The organism is Bacillus cereus group sp. BfR-BA-01381 (assembly GCF_022663555.1).
Taxonomy (GTDB): Bacteria; Bacillota; Bacilli; order Bacillales; family Bacillaceae_G; genus Bacillus_A; species Bacillus_A pacificus.
The window spans coordinates 1-18,901 of the sequence record NZ_JAKUFR010000021.1 but is presented as its reverse complement, the minus strand read 5'-3'; the positions used below and the strand labels follow the sequence as shown (position 1 = coordinate 18,901).

Genomic DNA, 18,901 nt, shown 5'->3' with positions numbered 1-18,901 from the left:
GAAGTCGCTTTTTTTAATGTGGAAGTAACTCCAGTTTTTTTCGAAGTTTTTCTTCACTAAAAATCCATCCTGTATAGGAACTAATAATATTTAAATTATGATCGAGTTGAACGATTGCAACGAATGGATAATAGTCTTTACTACGATATCGCAAATCAATGAATCGAACTTCATAATAATGATCATAATCGAAAATGTCCCAGCGATATACAGGGGAGAAAGATAAAAATGCTGAGATGTTTTCATCTTGTTTAGCTGCGCGCATAATAGCATTATCTGGGAACGGTACCCGATCGAACTTATCATAGATCATGATGTTACCACGATGCCATCTAGCAACGTAGTAATAATCGGTTGTAACGACTGCTAAATGATAATGATAAAATCGATAAGAAGGAGAAATGATTATCTTCTCAACATGTTTGAAACGTTTTTGTACAACGCTTCTTATATTTCTATGCATCATAATCCGTCCCATGTAGTAAACAATCATTAATATATACGCTGCTAAGGCAGTATATCCTTTATGGGAACCTACGAGCATACAAGCAATTGCGAGTATATGGATAAAGAAAATGACGGTATCAAATGTATTAATGATGCCGAGCGCTACCCATTTTTTGGTGAAGGGCCGTAATGCTTGTGTACCGTAGGCATTAAAAATATCTACAAAGACATGAAGAAAGACGGCAATAAAGGACCAAAGTAGTAGATGCAAATATGGAGCGTCTGAAAAGAAGGCGAAAGAGATGCCACTTATAAGGAAAGACCAAAGAATCACTGCAGGAATGGAATGAGTAATCCCACGATGATTTCTTATATATTTAGCGTTATTACGCAATTTTAAAACTGTATCGATGTCAGGAATATTGGAGCCGGCAATTGTAGCAAGCATAACTGCTTGTGGCCCAATATCACTTTGTGCTATGGCTGGATCTAACGTGGCCAAACTGCCTAGAGTAACGCCCATAACAAGGTGAGTGGCTGTGTCCATAGAAATCCACCTCCGTTTTTTATTAATGTAACTCTTTTTATTCGATACCTCAAGTCCTTTGCCTTCTATTTCCTATGTCATCTTACTTAAATTTTTTCCTAAAATCTTTATAATAGTACTTATATGCAAAAAAATGAGGGGGATCAAGTTTGACACTTGAAATATTAAATAATTTTAACATAGAGCAGTTTCAAAATGATTTAATTGGTTGGTTTGAAAAAGAGCAACGCGACTTACCGTGGCGTAAAAATAAAGATCCATACCGTGTTTGGGTTTCGGAAATTATGTTGCAGCAAACTAGGGTAGAAGCTGTAAAACCATATTACGCAAATTTCATGGGGAAGTTTCCTACTCTAGAAGCTTTGGCAAATGCTGATGATGAAGAAGTGTTAAAAGCATGGGAAGGTTTAGGGTATTATTCTAGAGCGCGAAATTTACATGCAGCCGTAAAAGAAGTAAAAGAAGTATATGGCGGGATTGTGCCAAGTGATGTAAAGAAGATTGAGAAATTAAAGGGAGTCGGTCCCTATACAAAAGGTGCTATTTTAAGTATCGCATATGGTATACCAGAGCCGGCAGTTGACGGAAATGTTATGCGTGTATTATCTCGCATTTTATCAGTATGGGATGACATTGCAAAACCGAAAACGAGAAAAGTGTTTGAAGAGATTGTGCGTGAAATTATTTCGGCTGAAAATCCATCTTATTTTAATCAAGGTTTGATGGAATTAGGAGCACTGATTTGTATTCCTAAAAATCCAGCATGCTTACTTTGTCCTGTACGTGAGCATTGCAGGGGATATGCTGAAGGTGTTCAAAAGGAATTACCAGTAAAAAGTAAAGCGAAAGCCCCTAAGATGGTACCGATTGTTGCGGGAGTACTTCAAACAGAAGATGGCCGTTACGTCATTAATAAACGTCCAAGTACCGGTTTATTAGCTAATATGTGGGAGTTTCCGAATATTGAACTTGGCGAAGGGATTCGTAATCAGAAGGAACAGCTTATAGATTATATGAAAGAAAAATTTGAGCTTTCGATTTCTATTGAAGAATACGCAATGAATGTACAACATACCTTTACACATCGCACTTGGGATATATTCGTATTTTACGGAAAAGTAACTGGTGACATTGTTGAAACAGATACATTGAAAATTGTATCGAAAGAAGCATTTGAGCAATTACCTTTCTCTAAATCGCATCGTACGATTTATGAGAGTTGTGTTGAGAAAATTACAATGCAATAAAGTGAAACTTTAATCAGTGGGGGGGTTCTTCATCTCTCACTGATTATTAGCCCTCACCAATCGGACTTTAATGGGCAGCCCGCCCCCCCACCTAACTTCTTTGCTTTCGCTGCATTTTGAGGTGGGGGTCTTACTGCCCATTAAAGCGGGATAAACAAAAAAGTGTTCCCTAGATTGGGAACACTTTTTTAATCGTAAGAAATTTTTGTCCCATGAGTCCAACTAGCATCACCTTCTTGTAAGCCGCCTCTTGATTCAATTTCTATTACAATTTCTTTGTAGATACTTTGACCTTCTGTATTTAAATACGGCAAAATCTGTTGTAATGAATGATGAAAATAAGCCAATTCATCTTCTTTCCACTCATTTTTTGAAATCATCGTTAGTTCAGTCATATCGCGTCCTATATACATATTTCCACCTCCATTTTCTATAGTTTGAATGAGTGACAAGAGATATATACGGAGATTAAAAAAAGAAAATCACGGATAGCTTCTAAGAGAATTGGTTACATTATTGGTTGTGGAGGTGAGAAAGATGAGTAAAAAACAACAAGGTTATAACAAGGCAACTTCTGGTGCTAGCATTCAAAGTACAAATGCTAGTTATGGTACAGAGTTTTCAACTGAAACAGATGTGCAAGCAGTAAAACAAGCAAACGCACAATCAGAAGCAAAGAAAGCACAAGCTTCTGGTGCACAAAGTGCAAACGCTAGTTATGGTACTGAATTTGCAACTGAAACAGACGTGCATGCTGTGAAAAAACAAAATGCACAATCAGCTGCAAAACAATCACAATCTTCTAGTTCAAATCAGTAATGAAAGAAAAACACTTCTCTAATTCGGGAGAAGTGTTTTCTTTGTGCTTTGGTCATGGTAATGAAAATAAAACGAACGACATAACTTCTAATAAGTCAACAAATGTAGTCAAAGGAGAAGGAAGTTAAAGATTAGAAATATGTAATGAGGAAATAATAACTGATAAATAAATCCAAAAGGGGGTAAGTAATGAACGATTTTGATAAGTTGGTAGGAGAGCAATTGGAAACGATGGATGAGTTGTTGAAGTTACAAGCTCACCTAGAGAAGTATCAGCAAATTGAAATAAGCGAAAAGGATACGTGCGATAAAAAGGAATTACATTTTATTCGCCAAGAAATATATAGAACAGAATTAGCACTTAAGTTATTACATGAGAAATTTGAAGAGCAAACAAATAGTGTGATTCAATCTTTTGAAACTGAAAAAATGATTTCAAATTTAGGATAAAATATATTGTTGCCTTTAGGTGAAAGGTCCTTCTGTACATGGAAATGAGGAAGGACTTTTTTTATCCCACTTTAATGGGCAGTAAGACCCCCACCTCAAAATGCAGCGAAAGCAAAGAAGTTAGGTGGGGGGCGGGCTGACCATAAAAGTCCGATTGGTGAGGGCTGATTAAAGTTTCACTTTATTCTCCTTTCCTCGTTTGGCCCCGTTCCCTAAGAAAGACTATGGATATGGTATTCATTGTGAAACATAGAGTCTTATCGCTTTAGTTTTAAAATTTCGACAAAAAAGTTATAATAGAAAAAAAGTGAATGCAGTTCAAAGGGCATTTGCAGTTGAAGGAAGGGAGCATATATGGGATTTCCCAAAGAAGGAGAAAAAGTACAAATACATAGTTATAAACATAATGGCTCCATTCATAGAATGTGGGAAGAGACAACGATTTTAAAAGGGACACAAAGTCTTGTGATCGGAGCAAATGATCGTACAGTAGTGACAGAATCAGATGGCCGAACATGGATTACTCGTGAACCAGCAATTTGTTATTTTCATGCAAACTACTGGTTTAATGTGATTGGAATGTTAAGGGAAGAGGGCGTATATTATTATTGTAATTTAAGCTCACCTTTTGCATATGATTCTGAAGCGTTAAAGTATATTGATTATGATTTAGATATTAAAGTGTATCCAGATATGACATATACGCTTTTAGATGAAGATGAATATGAAAAACATAGTCAAATTATGCAATATCCACCTGTGATTGATACGATTTTAAAACGAAATGTAGCACAATTAACACAATGGATTCATCAAAGAAAAGGGCCATTCGCACCAGACTTTGTAGATATGTGGTATGAGAGATATTTAATGTACAGAAATTAAAACAAACCTGCAGGGGATTCCCCCGCAGGTTTGTCCTATTAGAGGGGGGATTATGTGCAAGGTATAAAAAGATATTTGCAATTTGTTAAACCATATCGATGGCTTATTGCTATTACGATTATGATTGGTCTAGTTAAATTCGGCATCCCGCTCATTATGCCGTGGTTATTAAAGTATATTATTGATGATGTCATTCAGGGCGGAGGGTCACTTCAAGATAAGACGTCCCAACTAGTAACAGCGATTGGGATTGCTTTTTTTATTTTTGCAGTGTTAAGACCGCCGATTGAATATTATCGTCAATATTTTGCGCAGCGTATCGCAAATACAATACTATATGATTTGCGAAAACATATTTTTGGTCATTTACAAAATTTGAGTTTACGTTATTATTCGAATACAAAAACAGGGGAGATTATTTCACGTGTCATTCATGATGTAGAACAAACGAAGGATTTTGTAATTACTGGTTTGATGAATGTTTGGTTAGATACAGCAACAATTGCTATCGCTATTATTGTTATGTTTTCTATGAATATAAAATTGACATTTGTTGCGCTATTAATTTTACCTATTTATGTAGTGGCAGTGAAATATTTTTTCGGGCGTCTTCGAAAATTGACGAAAGAGCGTTCACAAGCGTTAGCAACGATGCAAGGGTATTTACATGAACGTATTCAAGGGATGCAAGTGACACGTAGCTTTGCATTAGAAGAGTATGAAGGGAAGCAATTTGAAAAAAGAAATAATGAATTTTTGACGAAAGCGTTAACGCATACGAGTTGGACGGCGAGAACATTTTCAGCAGTAAATACGTTAACAGATTTAGGGCCGTTACTCGTGATCGGTTTTGCAGCGTATGAAGTGATTCAGGGGCAGTTAACATTAGGAACTATGGTTGCCTTTGTTGGATATATGGATAGTTTGTATAGTCCACTTCGCCGCCTTGTTAATTCCTCTACGACATTAACACAGTCTTTCGCATCGATGGATCGGGTGTTTGAACTGTTAGACGAAAAATATGATATTGTGAATGTACCAGGTGCGGTACAAACGAAAAAATTAAATGGTGAAGTGATATTTGATAATGTATCTTTTCGTTACAATTCGGATGAAAAAGAGGTATTACATAACCTTTCGTTAACTATGTTGCCAGGAGAGAAGGTAGCACTTGTAGGAGCAAGTGGGGGAGGGAAGTCATCTCTTGCTAGTTTAATCCCGCGTTTCTATGATGTCTCTTCAGGCGCAGTTTATGTAGATGGGATAGATGTTAGAAAGTATGATATGAGAAATTTACGTAGTCATATTGGAATTGTACTGCAAGATAATTTGTTATTTAGCGATACAATCGGGGCAAATATTTTATATGGGAATCCGAAAGCGACAGAGGAAGAAGTAATTGCAGCTGCCAAAGCTGCGCAAATTCATGATTTTATTATTGAGTTACCTGATGGTTATAATACTGTCGTCGGGGAACGCGGTGTGAAGTTATCTGGTGGGCAAAGGCAACGTGTAGCGATTGCACGCGTGTTTTTAAAGAATCCATCGTTACTTATATTAGATGAAGCGACTTCCGCTTTGGATTTAGAAAATGAAAGATATATTCAAGAGGCGCTTCAGACGTTAGCTGCTGATCGAACGACGATCATAATTGCACATCGATTGGCGACGATTACGCATGTGGATACGATTATTTACATTGAAGATGGTGAAATTAAAGAAACAGGATCTCATGAAGAATTAATGAAAAAAAGAGGATATTACCACAATTTATATCAACTTCAACATATAACAGAAACAGCTCCTTTAGCGTAAAAGGAGCTGTTTTTTATTCGTCTTCTTTTTTATCATCGATTTTGAGTTCTGCTTCTGGTTTATGGTATGTGTAGAAGCTATCCACAAGTAAATCTAAATGCTCTACTTCTTCACTATAGTTAATAATAGCGGAAATAAGAGGGAAGAGATGTAGCCATGTTTTATATGCTTCTTCATCATCCTTGTTTTGATATTCCATAAAGATATCAATTAATTCCTGTTTACCTGTTTCAACTTCATCAAGCATTTCAACAGATTGTTGTTTTTTTGCTTTACCAATAAATTTTAATAAAACTTGTTCATGATAATGTGTTAATGAATCAAGTTCGTTCTGAATAGATTCCTGGAATTCTTCTGGCATATAGCGCAGTTCGTTTTCAGTACGATGTAATGATTTTAACGTACTTAAAGCACGACTTGTCGTCGCTAACATTTGTCTGAATAAAACAAGCTTACGAATTTTTGCGAACTTTACTTTTTTCGTATAGCTTCTTTCTTCTTTATACAGCAAATAGTAATGGTTTAGTTTGATCATTTTTTCTTTCATACGATCAATATCAGTTTTTAATGTTGTAAAATCAGAAGCTTGCCTGCTATTCATTCGAATCCATTTTACAATTTCTTCTGTATTATCAACGATGCGATGATATAACTTTGTTTCGTATTTTGGAGGCATAAACACTAAATTTACAAGTGAAGCCGCAATAATCCCAACCATAATCGTCGCAAATCGAAGTAAGGCAAAACTAAAGAAATCTTCACCTTGATACTCCATAATAGCGATAACTGTTACTAAAGCAATTGATATTGTGTTTTCTAATCGTAATTGCAATGTAAGAGCAATTACTAATATACATGTTAATCCAATAATAAAAGGATTATGTCCAAAAGCAGTAGCGAATGCGATAGCGAATACCGCACCAATGACGTTTGCTTGAATTTGTTCAAGTGCAGTTAAATACGAACGGTATACAGACGGTTGAACAGCGAAGATAGCTGAAATTCCCGCAAATACTGGACTCGGTAAGTTAAGTAAAATACAAGCAAATAAAGCTAATGTGATGGCAATACCCGTTTTTAAAATGCGAGCACCAAGTTTCATACCCTTAATAAGATCCTTTCTCTTGTCATAATGAATGTACAACATGATACTATACATTCATTACAATATGTTAGCAAGTGATATTTTAGTGACGTTAATAAGAAATTAAGATTCATTTTATACTTTTTCCTAATTCTTTTTAAACATCAATTTTTAGTAAAAAAACCTGCTGAATTTCAGCAGGTTTCAAATTGTTACTATAGATTACTATGAGAAGTGTACTTCGTCAATTTTTTTCTTGAAGATGAAAATTAGGCATATCACTCTGTTGAGATAGATGGATCAGCCTGCTCTTTTTTCGGGATGATTTCAAAAAACTGTTGCTGCATATCATCGAATAACGGTGTCAATAAAGCAACTTCCTCGTATTGCTCATGTTCATTTAATACACGGATATAATCTAGTAATAACTCGGTCACATCTTGCACACCATTTTTACTAATTGGTTGTAATGTAACATTTGCTCCTTTTGCGATTCTTCTTTTTAATGCCTGTTCTGTTAAACCTAAGCTTGAATCATGGCGTAAATAAACAACCCCGCCAGTCATACCAGCGCAAATCCATGGACCAGGATCCCCTAAAACAAGAGCGCGCCCATTTGTCATATATTCAAAAGCGAAACCTTTAATATTAGAGTATGCTCCTATATTCCCTTGCTCTTTTTCACGGAGTGGCTTTGTCATGCGTCCGCCAATTATCATGTCTGCTCCAGAGAGGCGAATGCCAGCGCGAGCATCAGCGTTACCTTGAACGTATAGCGCCCCTTTTTGTGCACCGTATCCAAAACCTTTTCCGACAGAACCGTTATAATATAGACCGTCTTTTCCTTTTGCTTTCGTTATATAAATACCACCACCAAAGGAGGTTTTACCAATACCATCTTGTGCGCCGCCATTTACGTGTATAAATAAGTTCTCACTATTGTAAGCACCTAATCCATTTCCAGGAATCGAGCCATTCGTATACTTTAATGTAAGTGGTTCAAGCTTCGTGTCTTCATATAATTTACTACGAACGCGATAACAAGATTCTAGACCACCCATAACACGTTGCTCTACGCCAACGCCTACTAATTCTTTTGAATGAGGAGAATGAATTGTTTCAAATTGTTTTTCTAGTACGTGTTCTGTTTTTGTACTAGATGGATGTTCTATCGTTTGTAGTAAATTACATAAGTTTAATAAATTTTTGCCTCGAACTTGTTCTAATAAATCGGAACGCCCGACAATTTCTTGTAAATTTGTATAGCCGAGATCTCCTGTTAATCGTTTTAGTTCTTCGCCAAAAGTAGTGAATAAATGTAATAATCCAGCCACGGCGCTTTCTAATTCACGCGGGACGAAGCGGCGTAATCCGTGTTCTTTCGCTTGAGCTTCAGATTCAATCTGTGTTGCGATTCCAACGTGGCAAGTATCTAGATGACATCCACGGCAAGTTGTACAGCCAATTGCAATCATGGATAATGTACCAAATCCAATGCGATTTGCTCCAAGGAGCATAATTTTCAAGGCATCATTCACACTTCGAATACCACCATCAGCCCAAATTTCTACCTTATGTCTCATATTTGCTTCTAATAAAGCATTGTGAGCGGCTTTCACACCAATTTCTACAGGAAGCCCTACATGTTGCAATGCGTGAATACGTGCAGCTCCTGTACCACCATCAAATCCGCTAATGTTAATAAAATCAGCACCAGCTTTTGCGATACCAACAGCAATTGTTCCAATGTTAGGGACGACAGGGACTTTTACAGCTACTTTCGAAAGTTGATTAGCCGTTTTAATTTCTGTAATCATTTGAGCTAAATCTTCAATGGAATAAATATCATGGTTGTTAGAAGGTGAAATTAAATCTGATCCAATTGTCGCATTACGCGCTTCAGCGATTTTGGCTGTTACTTTTGAACCTGGCAAATGTCCACCTTCACCAGGCTTTGCGCCTTGCCCAATTTTTATTTCAATTAAGTTTGATGAATTGAGTAGTTCGGCGTTTACGCCAAATCGTCCGGACGCAATTTGTTGTCCACGTGTATGTGGATATTTTCCAATCATATCTTTAATTTCGCCGCCTTCACCGTTCAAACTAATCATATTTAGCTGATCGGCTGCTTCTGCATATGCACGAAAGGCAATTTCATTTTGAGAACCGAATGACATGGAACTAATAATAAATGGTAAATCATGATTTTGAATACTGATGGACACTTCTTCAGCCGGAATGATATGTTTTGTTTCTTTCGTTTGAACAAGGTGTCTAATTGCGATGGGGTTATTTTCTTCTAATTCACTTAATTTTTCACGGTAATCATCATAAGAGTTTCCTTTTGCAACATCGCCAATTGCTTTCCAAATTCGCGGGAATATATGAAAAGATTTTCGCATTCTAACTTTAGGATTGTTATAATCGTTCGCTCGCATTTGTGCATCTTCAGCAAGTGATTCAAGAGAAAAAGCTAAATCATTTGAACCTAAGAAATTTGTAATTTGCAATATATTTGCGATTTCTTCATGTAACCCGATAGAAGAATAGAGGCGACCGTAACCACGCAATTCATGAATTCCAATTGTTGAAATGACTTTTTCCAGTCCTTTATTAAGTGCATGATATAAATTCGTAATTGGTGTTTTTGTCCCATCATTTACGGTTGCAAATAATAAATATGGATTGATACTATCTGCTCCTAATCCATACATTGTGATGATATCGTGTAAGGAGCGAAGGGCACCCGAACGTATAACGAGAGAACAGTTTCGGCGTAATTTATTTTCGCTTAATACTTGATGTACTTTCGCAGTAACTAAATGCGGATCAATCCATAACTGTTCATTGAGATGAGCGTTGGCATCGTCTATTAATAGTAGGGAAGCCCCATCGTTTACAGCTGTTATCGCTTCAGAACTAATTCGACTTAAGGCACATTGTAAAGTTTCTGCCTGACTGAATGTAGCAGAGATTGTAGCGATAGAGCTATGAGTATTGAATAGTTGTATAAGTTGCTCGTACGTAACTGTGTGTAATTCTTCTGCAATAGATTGTGCTACACTTCCTTCTAAAATGATTGGGGAAAGCATCTCAACTACAAATGGCTGTTTAGCACCAGCCAATAAACTTGGACGTTCGCCAAGTATCGTTCGTGTGGAGAAGTGTTCAACTTCTCGATCGCGATCGATTGCTGGATTTGTAACAACAGCTACACTTTCCTTAATGAAGTCAGCGATATTTCGTCTACCAGTATCGAGTGCAGCGAGTGGTGAGTCATGCCCAAGTGAGCGAATTGGCTCAACGCCTTTTGTTGCCATCTGTTCAAGAAGCTGAATATGTTCACGATCCCATCCGAAAGCAACGTATTGTTTTGTTTCAACTTGCATAGAATCACATAATCCTTGGATTTCTTTCGTTTCAGGGGTAGATAAGTTTAAATGATAATCTTTAGTATCCACTCGTTTTTTAAAACGGTCATATACTTGAGCTTGGTATTTGTCATATTCATAAAGAACAAGCTCATCTTGTTCATTCCACTTTAGTCCGACTTTTTCCCCTGGAGCGAGTGGTTTTGGTTCTGCTACATATTCAGTTGGTGATACAACTCCAGGTTCAGAAGAGAAAATATAAGAGCTTTCTGTCTCTACTTTCCATACTGGTCGTAGCCCAAGGGAATCCACGCTGAAAACAGCTTCATCTTTATAACGTGAAATAATGCCAGCTGGACCTTGTGCAAAATGGCCCCATGCTTCACGTATATACGTATATAAATCTTGTAAATGTGGTTCATAAAGTTTAATTTCATTAATAATTGGCGGGAATAGTATATCCATTGCTTCAAATAAACTGTAGTTGTATTGAACAAGTAGAGTTTCTAAGGTACGGTTTAAATCTTGGGAGTCACTGCCCCCAGCAGTAAGTGGAACGTGAATCATTTTGGCTTGATCGCGTAATTTTGCAATTGTGTTAATTTCACCATTATGTCCGAGGATACTAAATGGTTGTACACGAAAAAAGTTAGATAATGTATTAGTAGAATAGCGATTGTGTCCTAGTGTCATAGTTGAAGCAATAAGTGGGTGTTGTAAATCATTGTAATAGGCAACAAGTGTATCCCCAGCACCGAGAACTTTATATACAACGTGATCACGACTTAAGGAAGCAACATGAATCGCTTCATTTTCTTCTATTTTTATCGTTACTGTAAATAATGTTTGCTCAATATTTGCAACTTCATTTTCTGCGATAAGAGCAACTTGCCAAAATAAAGGTTCTTCTTGTTTACCAAGTGGACCGAGTGCATCGGAGTTTATTACATCATCACTTTCGAAAAGAATTGCAAAGTTTTCGTTGTTTAGTTGTGTACGAATATGATTTTTTAAATTAACTATATTTTCGTTTTTGTTTAGAAAAAAATGTCCAACGATAAAGTGGGGATGATCCACGATCGTTGGATTATATCCGCTACTTTTAAATTTTTCATTCCAAAGTGCTTTTGGTACATCAATGTGAATACCGATTCCATCGCCTTCGCCATTAATGAAACCAGCTCTATGATTCATTTTGACGAGCGATTGTATGCAAAGATCAATATTTTCTTTTGTAGGAATTTTTCGTTTCTCCATAACGGAAACGATTCCACACGCATCGTGTTCTGCATTTTTGTAATCTCGAAATAAAGACGGTGTCCATGTGTTTGTTTTATTGAGCATCCGTCAATCCCCCCTCTTATGAAAGTTTGAATAATCTTACTATTTAAGGCGTGAGCAGCCTTGTATACAAAGATAGTAAGGATATAAAAGAAAAATTAAACAGATAATTATGAATAATTATACTATTAATAAGGGATTTATGAAATAGAAAAAAGGAAAAAAGAAAGGTGTGCTTTCTTTTTTCCTTTGAATGACGGGATTATTTATTGTTTGCTAAAGCAGCAAATGCTCTACCTACAGCTTCAATTGTATATTCAATATCTTCTTTTGTATGTTCTGTCGTTAAGAACCATGCCTCGTATTTAGAAGGTGCTAAGTTAATTCCTTCTTGCAGCATAAGCTTGAAGAATTTACCGAACATTTCTCCGTCTGTATCTTGTGCTGCATCGTAATCTTCAATTGTATTTGTTGTGAAGTATACAGTTAAAGCGCCTTTTAGGCGGTTTAATGTAATATCGATATTATGTTTTTCAGCCTGCTCTAAAATTCCTTTTTCAAGCATTGCACCAAGTTCATCTAATTTTTCATAAAGCCCTTCTTGTTGAAGAACTTCTAGACAAGCAATACCAGATGCCATAGAAGCAGGATTTCCCGCCATTGTACCAGCTTGATATGCAGGTCCAAGAGGGGCAACTTGTTCCATAATTTCTTTCTTACCACCGTAAGCACCGATTGGAAGTCCGCCGCCAATAACTTTACCAAGCGCTGTTAAGTCTGGTGTTACGCCAAGTAAGTCTTGAGCACCACCGTACATGAAGCGGAAAGCAGTAATAACTTCATCATAAATTACTAGTGCACCAGCTTCGTGAACAAGTTCATTCACTTTCTCAAGGAAGCCAGGTTTTGGCTCTACAATACCGAAGTTTCCAACGATTGGTTCTACAAGAATAGCTGCTACTTCATGTCCCCATTTATCTAATGCTTCTTTTAAAGTTTCTACATTATTAAATGGAACGGTAATAACTTCTTGAGCGATACTTTGTGGTACACCGGCTGAGTCAGGAGTTCCTAGTGTAGAAGGACCAGATCCAGCTGCTACAAGTACTAAATCAGAATGACCGTGGTAACAACCAGCGAATTTCATAATTTTTGTGCGGCCTGTGTAAGCGCGAGCGACACGAATTGTTGTCATTACAGCTTCAGTACCAGAGTTTACGAAGCGGACTTTATCTAATGCAGGCATTGCTTCTTTTAACATTTTTGCAAATTTTACTTCTAGCGCTGTTGGAGTTCCGTAAAGTACACCATTTTCAGCAGCTGTTGTAATTGCTTTTGTAATGTGCGGGTGAGCATGTCCAGTAATAATAGGACCGTATGCTGCTAAATAATCGATATATTTATTTCCGTCTACATCCCAGAAATAAGCACCTTTTCCACGTTCCATAGCAACAGGAGCGCCGCCACCAACTGCTTTAAAAGAACGAGAAGGACTATTAACACCGCCAACGATATGTTCTAAAGCTTCTTTATGTAATGCTTCTGATTTTGTGAATTTCACTACCATTCATCTCCTTACAAAAATCTATGTATTATTCTAACATGTTTTTCGAAAAGACGTATTGTTTGTGATAGAGAAGGCAGTTGGGTAAACTATTCGTTGTGACATTTAGGAAGGGGGTCCGGTTATGAAATCGGTAATTGAGGTACAAGGGTTACGTAAAGAATTTACAGCCTATTCAAGTCGTCCAGGTTTAAAGGGTGCATTTCGCGATTTATTAAATCGTAATTATAAAATAGTACCAGCAGTAAATGATGTATCTTTTACTGTGAAACAAGGTGAAATGGTTGGATATATCGGTGAGAATGGTGCTGGTAAATCAACGACAATTAAAATGCTTACGGGGATTTTGACTCCGACATCAGGAGACATTTTAGTAAATGGGATGAACCCGCATAAGCAGAGGGAAGAATTTGTAAGAACGATTGGTGTTGTTTTCGGTCAACGCTCACAGCTTTGGTGGGATATTGCCGTACAAGAATCGTTTCGTTTATTAAAAAAAGTGTACGGTGTATCAGACGCTCAGTATAAAGAACATATGGAGCACGTAATCGAAACGTTAGATATTGGCCCTTTATTAGATAAGCCAGTTCGAAAGCTATCTTTAGGTCAAAGAATGCGTTGTGAATTAGCGGCAGCATTAATTCATAATCCGCCGTTATTATTTTTAGATGAACCAACAATTGGGTTAGATGTACTTGTGAAATTGAAAATACGTGAATTTTTAAAAGAAATGAATGAACGTTATAAAACAACGATTTTATTAACAACTCATGATATTACTGATATTGAAGCTTTATGTGAGCGCGTTATCATGTTGGATGAAGGCAATATTATGTATGACGGTTCTTTAAATAATCTTCGTACGCAGTGGGGAGCAGAGAAAGAAATACATTTTCAGTTTGTCGCACCAGTTTCTTATCAGGATTTATCAATGGTTATGCCAGATAGTCATGTCGTTTGGTCGAAAGCGAAAGAGGAAAACGCGTGGATTGCCAAAATACCGAATGAAGAAGTTATTATTTCAATGCTTATTTCTAAAGTGGTACAAGCCTTTCAAATTAAAGATTTAAAAATTAATGAAGTGTCTACAGAGGAAATTATTCGTAACATTTATGAAGAAGGTATTAAACATGGGTAAGTACATTGAAATGATTCGAATTCGCTTTTTAATGATGCTTGCGTATCGTACAAACTACTATAGCGGGATTTTAATTTATACAATTAATATCGGCGCATATTATTTTTTGTGGCAAGCAATTTATAGCGGAAAAGAGAATATTGAAAGTTTATCTATTTCGCAAATGACTACGTATATCGCAATTGCATGGATGGCACGTGCTTTTTATTTTAATAATATAGACAGGGAAATTGCGATGGAGATTCAAGAAGGACGTGTAGCGGTAGAACTGATACGCCCATATAACTATTTAGGGATGAAAGTGATGCAAGGTCTTGGTGAAGGAATATTTCGCTTTGCCTTCTTTTCAATTCCGGGTATGGTCATCGTTACCTTATTATTTTCATTGCAAATTACAACGAACTTTCAAACGTGGTTATATTTCTTCTTATCTTTAATATTTAGTTTTATTATTAATACACAAATTAATTTAATGACGGGAATGCTCACATTCTTCTTATTTAATAATAGCGGAATTATGTATGCAAAACGTGTTGTTATTGATTTGTTTTCAGGTCTATTATTACCAATTAGTTTTTATCCGTTATGGGCCCAAAAGGCAATGATGTTTTTACCGTTTCAGGCTATTAGTTATATTCCGAGTATGATTTTCTCAGAAGGTATACAAGGAAGTAAATTGTATGAGGCATTATTATTCCAAGTAATTTGGGCCATTGTACTTATTATTCCGATTGTACTCATGTGGAGAACGGCGAGAAAACGTCTAATTGTACAAGGGGGATGATGAGATGATATATATAAAACTATTTTTGCAATATGCAAGTCAATATATAAAAACAAAATTGGAGTATCGGGGCGATTTTATCGTTGGGTTACTTTCTGATTTATCACTACAGGCTGTTAATTTAATCTTTATTCTTGTTGTGTTTGGACATACGCAAGCATTAAAAGGTTGGAGTAGAGAAGAAGTCATCTTTATTTATGGTTTCTTTTTAGTGCCGTTTGCCATTTTCTCAGCTTTCTTTAACATATGGGACTTTAATGATCGTTACATTATTAAAGGAGAAATGGATCGCATATTAACGAGACCGATTCATAGTTTATTTCAAATTATATTAGAGAGAATGGAGCTTGAATCTTTAATTGGAGCGATTACGGGAATGATTGTAATGGGCTACGCAGCAGTGGAGTTGCAATTATCTTTTTACTGGTACGATATCTTCTTATTCTTGTTGATGGTAGGAGGGGGCGCACTTGTATACGGAGGGATATTTGTTACGCTTGCAAGTCTTGGTTTTTGGTCGGACGCGAAAAGTTCGATTATGCCGCTAATGTATAACATAGGGAATTATGGCCGCTATCCTGTTAATATTTATAACCGTGTGATTCGCTTCATTTTAACGTTTGTCCTACCATTTGCGTTTGTCGGAGTGTATCCAGCAGCGTACTTTTTAAGAAAAACAGAGTGGAATAGCTATGCATTTGCAACACCGCTCGTTGGTGTTATCTGTTTTACGATTGCAATTACTCTTTGGAATCAGGGGGTAAAAAGGTACCGTGGTGCAGGGAATTAATTATAAAAGCTTGTTTGTTTCTAAGGGATAAATCTAATGGCTGTCTCATACATATAAAATGAGGTGGAGGACATGTTATGGGGATTTATTCTATTAATTGCAGCAATTGCTATTTTGAGGAGTGTCCAATTATTATGGAGTTCCTATTCGGATTCAATGCGTTTTTTTTCGCTGTATAATTTAGCTACATTATTTTTGATTTATACAACAGTATTGATTGCATTTGGATTAAGTTACGTTGTATTAGAGGAAATGGGTTTTGCAGTTTTGAAAGAGGATGGAGAAAGCTTAAACGCTCACTCTTTTCAACTGGTTGAAATTTGTTTATATTTTAGCGCAGTTACTTTATTGTCTGTTGGATATGGTGACATATCTCCGATTGGAATTGGGCGATGGATTGCGATTGGAGAAGCGCTAATTGGATATACATTACCGTTTGCTTTTGTAATGAGGTCCGTAATAGACAATGAAAAATAAGGAAGCATTTGTTATAGTAAAAGAAAAGAGTAGGAGTGATAATAATGATTACAGTAGGAGAAATGGCTCCAGAATTTACATTAGAGGGAAGTAACGGGGAACAAGTTCGCTTAGCTGATTTTCGTGGTAAAAATGTAGTTCTATATTTTTATCCGAAAGATATGACTCCAGGGTGTACAACTGAAGCGTGTGATTTTCGAGATGCATATGGATTATTTCAAGAGAAGGATACAGTTATTCTTGGTGTAAGCCCTGATTCAGCGAACAGACATCTGAAGTTCATTGAGAAGCATGAACTTCCATTTGTACTTTTAGTAGATGAAGATCATAAGGTAGCGGAATTGTATGATGTTTGGAAGTTGAAAAAGAACTTTGGGAAAGAGTACATGGGAATTGAGCGCTCTACATTCCTTATTAATAAAGACGGTGAGCTTGTAAAAGAGTGGCGTAAAGTGAAAGTGAAGGGACATATTGAAGATGTTCTTTCTTATATAAAGTAAATCCATTGTGGAGATAAAATATATAGAAGTAAGGCGAGTGTCTATACATATTTTATTGTCTTACATAAAGTGAAGTGTAGGGCATACCTCCTCAGATGATAGTATTCCAAGTGCGATTATGTCGCACTTTTTTTCTATTGTAAATGCATAAAAAATAGGGAAAGATACATAAGAATAAGGCTATATGCAAAAATAAACCACATACTTATAGTAGAAATATTGACGATTTATAAGAAAAGGAGTACACTCTTTATAAGAATTATAAAATAATAATCCGTATAGAATCGGGGTGCATGACGGTGGTCAAAGAAGAATTAAAAGAAGCGCTAGAAATGCTGAAAAATACGGGTGTACGCATTACTCCACAGCGTCATGCTATTTTAGAGTACCTTGTGGAATCTATGACGCACCCAACAGCGGATGAAATTTATAAAGCATTAGAAGGTAAGTTTCCAAATATGAGTGTTGCAACTGTCTATAATAACTTGCGTGTATTTAAAGAGGTTGGACTTGTAAAGGAATTAACTTATGGAGACGCTTCAAGTAGATTTGATTATGTTACAAGTCAACATTATCATGTGATTTGTGAAAAATGTGGTAAGATTGTTGATTTTCCTTATGGAGGTTTGGAACAGCTTGAAGAGGAAGCTGCGAAAACGACAGGCTTCGTTATTAATAGTCATCGCTTAGAAATTTATGGCGTTTGTCCAGAGTGTCATAAGGCGTAATATATAATAAAGAAAGAGGCTGACGGCTTTACGTCAACCTCTTTCTTTATTATATATAGGAAGTACGTTAGGTTCAGGGGGAGTTAAAATGTTCGGTACACAACCTCATTTAATTAAAGAAAAATACAAAAGGTGATTTCTTGATTAAGAAATCACCTTTTCATGTTTAGTTTTGTAAGGATGCATTGTCTCCGTATATACTTATGACTTATAGCTCTTCTTATTATATTTTTCATCAAATTCTTTTCCTTCTAGATTTCGATCCATTGTTAAAGGTTGGTTGCAATGCATACATGCGTCGACACGACCGAGCATTTTTGTAGGTTTATCGCAGCTTGGACAAATAATTTGTACAGTTTTAGTAGATAACATACCAATCCAAAAGTAAACGACAGTACTAGCGATAACAGCTAAAAAGCCAACCATCATAAATGTTGTCATAATAATAATGTTCTCACGAAAAAAGACTCCTAAGTATGCAATAAAGAGACCGATAAATACTAAACTTAATGCAAAGGTCCGGATTTTATTGATTTTGTTCGAATATTTAATGCCCATTCTCACCACGCTCCTATAACAATAATATAACATAAAATTTAGAATTTTCACTCGTCTAAAAATGTGATAGAGTGATAAGATATGAAATTTGGAGTAGGATGAAGGGAAGCTATAATGGCTTTTGGAACATGAGTTTAAAGTTTTAACGGGATGTGAAATTTTTTTATGAAAAGTATTGACCCTTTATGTACCGCATGATATATTAATAACCGTCGCTGATGCAGCAACGCAGAAAACGACAAAAAAGAAATTAAAAAACTTAGTTGACATCAAAAAACGAAAATGTTAACATAAGGAAGTCGCAAATGAGCGACTAAGTAGTTCTTTGAAAACTGAACGAAACAAACAACGTGAAACGTCAATTTTTATTTTATGATGCTAGACAAACTAACTTTATTGGAGAGTTTGATCCTGGC

17 protein-coding genes are annotated in these 18,901 nt (G+C 36.2%); 11 read left to right on the top strand and 6 right to left on the bottom strand.

The window, feature by feature from the left end; all coding sequences use genetic code 11:
- Positions 1–13: 13 nt before the first annotated feature.
- Positions 14–994, bottom strand: coding sequence for a metal-dependent hydrolase (locus tag MR079_RS09750; RefSeq protein WP_139869523.1), 981 nt, complete (start codon positions 992–994; stop codon positions 14–16).
- A gap of 149 nt (positions 995–1,143) precedes the next feature.
- Between MR079_RS09750 and mutY the strand changes: the two genes are divergently transcribed.
- Positions 1,144–2,241: an A/G-specific adenine glycosylase gene (mutY, locus tag MR079_RS09745; RefSeq protein WP_139869524.1), complete on the top strand. Its 1,098-nt coding sequence runs from the start codon at positions 1,144–1,146 to the stop codon at positions 2,239–2,241.
- A gap of 188 nt (positions 2,242–2,429) precedes the next feature.
- Here mutY and MR079_RS09740 read toward each other — a convergent pair whose 3' ends face one another.
- Positions 2,430–2,654 carry a hypothetical protein gene (locus tag MR079_RS09740; RefSeq protein WP_000275435.1) on the bottom strand — a complete coding sequence of 75 codons (225 nt, stop codon included), beginning with the start codon at positions 2,652–2,654 and terminating at the stop codon, positions 2,430–2,432.
- A gap of 124 nt (positions 2,655–2,778) precedes the next feature.
- Here MR079_RS09740 and MR079_RS09735 point away from each other — a divergent pair, with 124 nt between their 5' ends.
- The 4 genes from MR079_RS09735 (at position 2,779) to MR079_RS09720 (ending at position 6,210) form a co-directional block, all read left to right on the top strand.
- The gene (locus MR079_RS09735) at positions 2,779–3,060 is read left to right on the top strand and encodes a gamma-type small acid-soluble spore protein (RefSeq protein ID WP_000039045.1); all 282 of its coding nucleotides are present in this window, start codon (positions 2,779–2,781) and stop codon (positions 3,058–3,060) included.
- A 189-nt stretch (positions 3,061–3,249) separates the two neighbouring features.
- Positions 3,250–3,510, top strand: a complete 261-nt coding sequence (locus MR079_RS09730; protein WP_000997573.1) for a YgaB family protein — start codon at positions 3,250–3,252, stop codon at positions 3,508–3,510.
- 354 nt (positions 3,511–3,864) lie between these two features.
- Positions 3,865–4,395, top strand: a complete 531-nt coding sequence (gene ntdP / locus MR079_RS09725; RefSeq protein ID WP_000506628.1) for a nucleoside tri-diphosphate phosphatase — start codon at positions 3,865–3,867, stop codon at positions 4,393–4,395.
- A 54-nt stretch (positions 4,396–4,449) separates the two neighbouring features.
- Positions 4,450–6,210, top strand: a complete 1,761-nt coding sequence (locus MR079_RS09720) for an ABC transporter ATP-binding protein (protein WP_139869526.1) — start codon at positions 4,450–4,452, stop codon at positions 6,208–6,210.
- A 13-nt stretch (positions 6,211–6,223) separates the two neighbouring features.
- Here the strand turns inward: MR079_RS09720 and MR079_RS09715 are convergent, their stop codons facing one another.
- From MR079_RS09715 to hemL, 3 genes are all read right to left on the bottom strand, one after another.
- Positions 6,224–7,312: an aromatic acid exporter family protein gene (locus tag MR079_RS09715; RefSeq protein ID WP_000765784.1), complete on the bottom strand. Its 1,089-nt coding sequence runs from the start codon at positions 7,310–7,312 to the stop codon at positions 6,224–6,226.
- 260 nt (positions 7,313–7,572) lie between these two features.
- The gene (locus tag MR079_RS09710) at positions 7,573–12,009 is read right to left on the bottom strand and encodes a glutamate synthase-related protein (RefSeq protein WP_242293941.1); all 4,437 of its coding nucleotides are present in this window, start codon (positions 12,007–12,009) and stop codon (positions 7,573–7,575) included.
- Between the two features lie 199 nt (positions 12,010–12,208).
- Positions 12,209–13,513, bottom strand: coding sequence for a glutamate-1-semialdehyde-2,1-aminomutase (hemL, locus tag MR079_RS09705; RefSeq protein WP_000260535.1), 1,305 nt, complete (start codon positions 13,511–13,513; stop codon positions 12,209–12,211).
- A 121-nt stretch (positions 13,514–13,634) separates the two neighbouring features.
- On the opposite strand from hemL, the gene MR079_RS09700 reads away from it, so the two are divergent.
- The 6 genes from MR079_RS09700 to perR all read left to right on the top strand — a co-directional run bounded on the left by MR079_RS09700 (position 13,635) and on the right by perR (position 17,927).
- Positions 13,635–14,648 carry an ABC transporter ATP-binding protein gene (locus tag MR079_RS09700; protein ID WP_000843646.1) on the top strand — a complete coding sequence of 338 codons (1,014 nt, stop codon included), beginning with the start codon at positions 13,635–13,637 and terminating at the stop codon, positions 14,646–14,648.
- A complete protein-coding gene (locus tag MR079_RS09695) occupies positions 14,641–15,432 on the top strand; it encodes an ABC transporter permease (RefSeq protein WP_000521517.1) in 792 nt (263 codons plus the stop codon). The genes MR079_RS09700 and MR079_RS09695 overlap by 8 nt, the downstream gene beginning before the upstream one ends.
- Positions 15,433–15,436: 4 nt before the next feature.
- The gene (locus MR079_RS09690; protein ID WP_000639354.1) at positions 15,437–16,222 is read left to right on the top strand and encodes an ABC transporter permease; all 786 of its coding nucleotides are present in this window, start codon (positions 15,437–15,439) and stop codon (positions 16,220–16,222) included.
- A 72-nt stretch (positions 16,223–16,294) separates the two neighbouring features.
- The gene (locus MR079_RS09685) at positions 16,295–16,699 is read left to right on the top strand and encodes a potassium channel family protein (RefSeq protein ID WP_242293940.1); all 405 of its coding nucleotides are present in this window, start codon (positions 16,295–16,297) and stop codon (positions 16,697–16,699) included.
- A 44-nt stretch (positions 16,700–16,743) separates the two neighbouring features.
- On the top strand, positions 16,744–17,199 hold the full coding sequence (gene bcp / locus MR079_RS09680) for a thioredoxin-dependent thiol peroxidase (protein WP_000633720.1): 456 nt from the start codon (positions 16,744–16,746) through the stop codon (positions 17,197–17,199).
- Positions 17,200–17,498: 299 nt separating this feature from the next.
- Positions 17,499–17,927 (top strand): peroxide-responsive transcriptional repressor PerR, encoded by a 429-nt coding sequence (gene perR / locus MR079_RS09675; protein ID WP_000237834.1) that lies wholly within the window; start codon positions 17,499–17,501, stop codon positions 17,925–17,927.
- Between the two features lie 201 nt (positions 17,928–18,128).
- Here perR and MR079_RS09670 read toward each other — a convergent pair whose 3' ends face one another.
- Positions 18,129–18,485 carry a YgzB family protein gene (locus MR079_RS09670; RefSeq protein ID WP_000511742.1) on the bottom strand — a complete coding sequence of 119 codons (357 nt, stop codon included), beginning with the start codon at positions 18,483–18,485 and terminating at the stop codon, positions 18,129–18,131.
- Between the last annotated feature and the right edge of the window lie 416 nt (positions 18,486–18,901).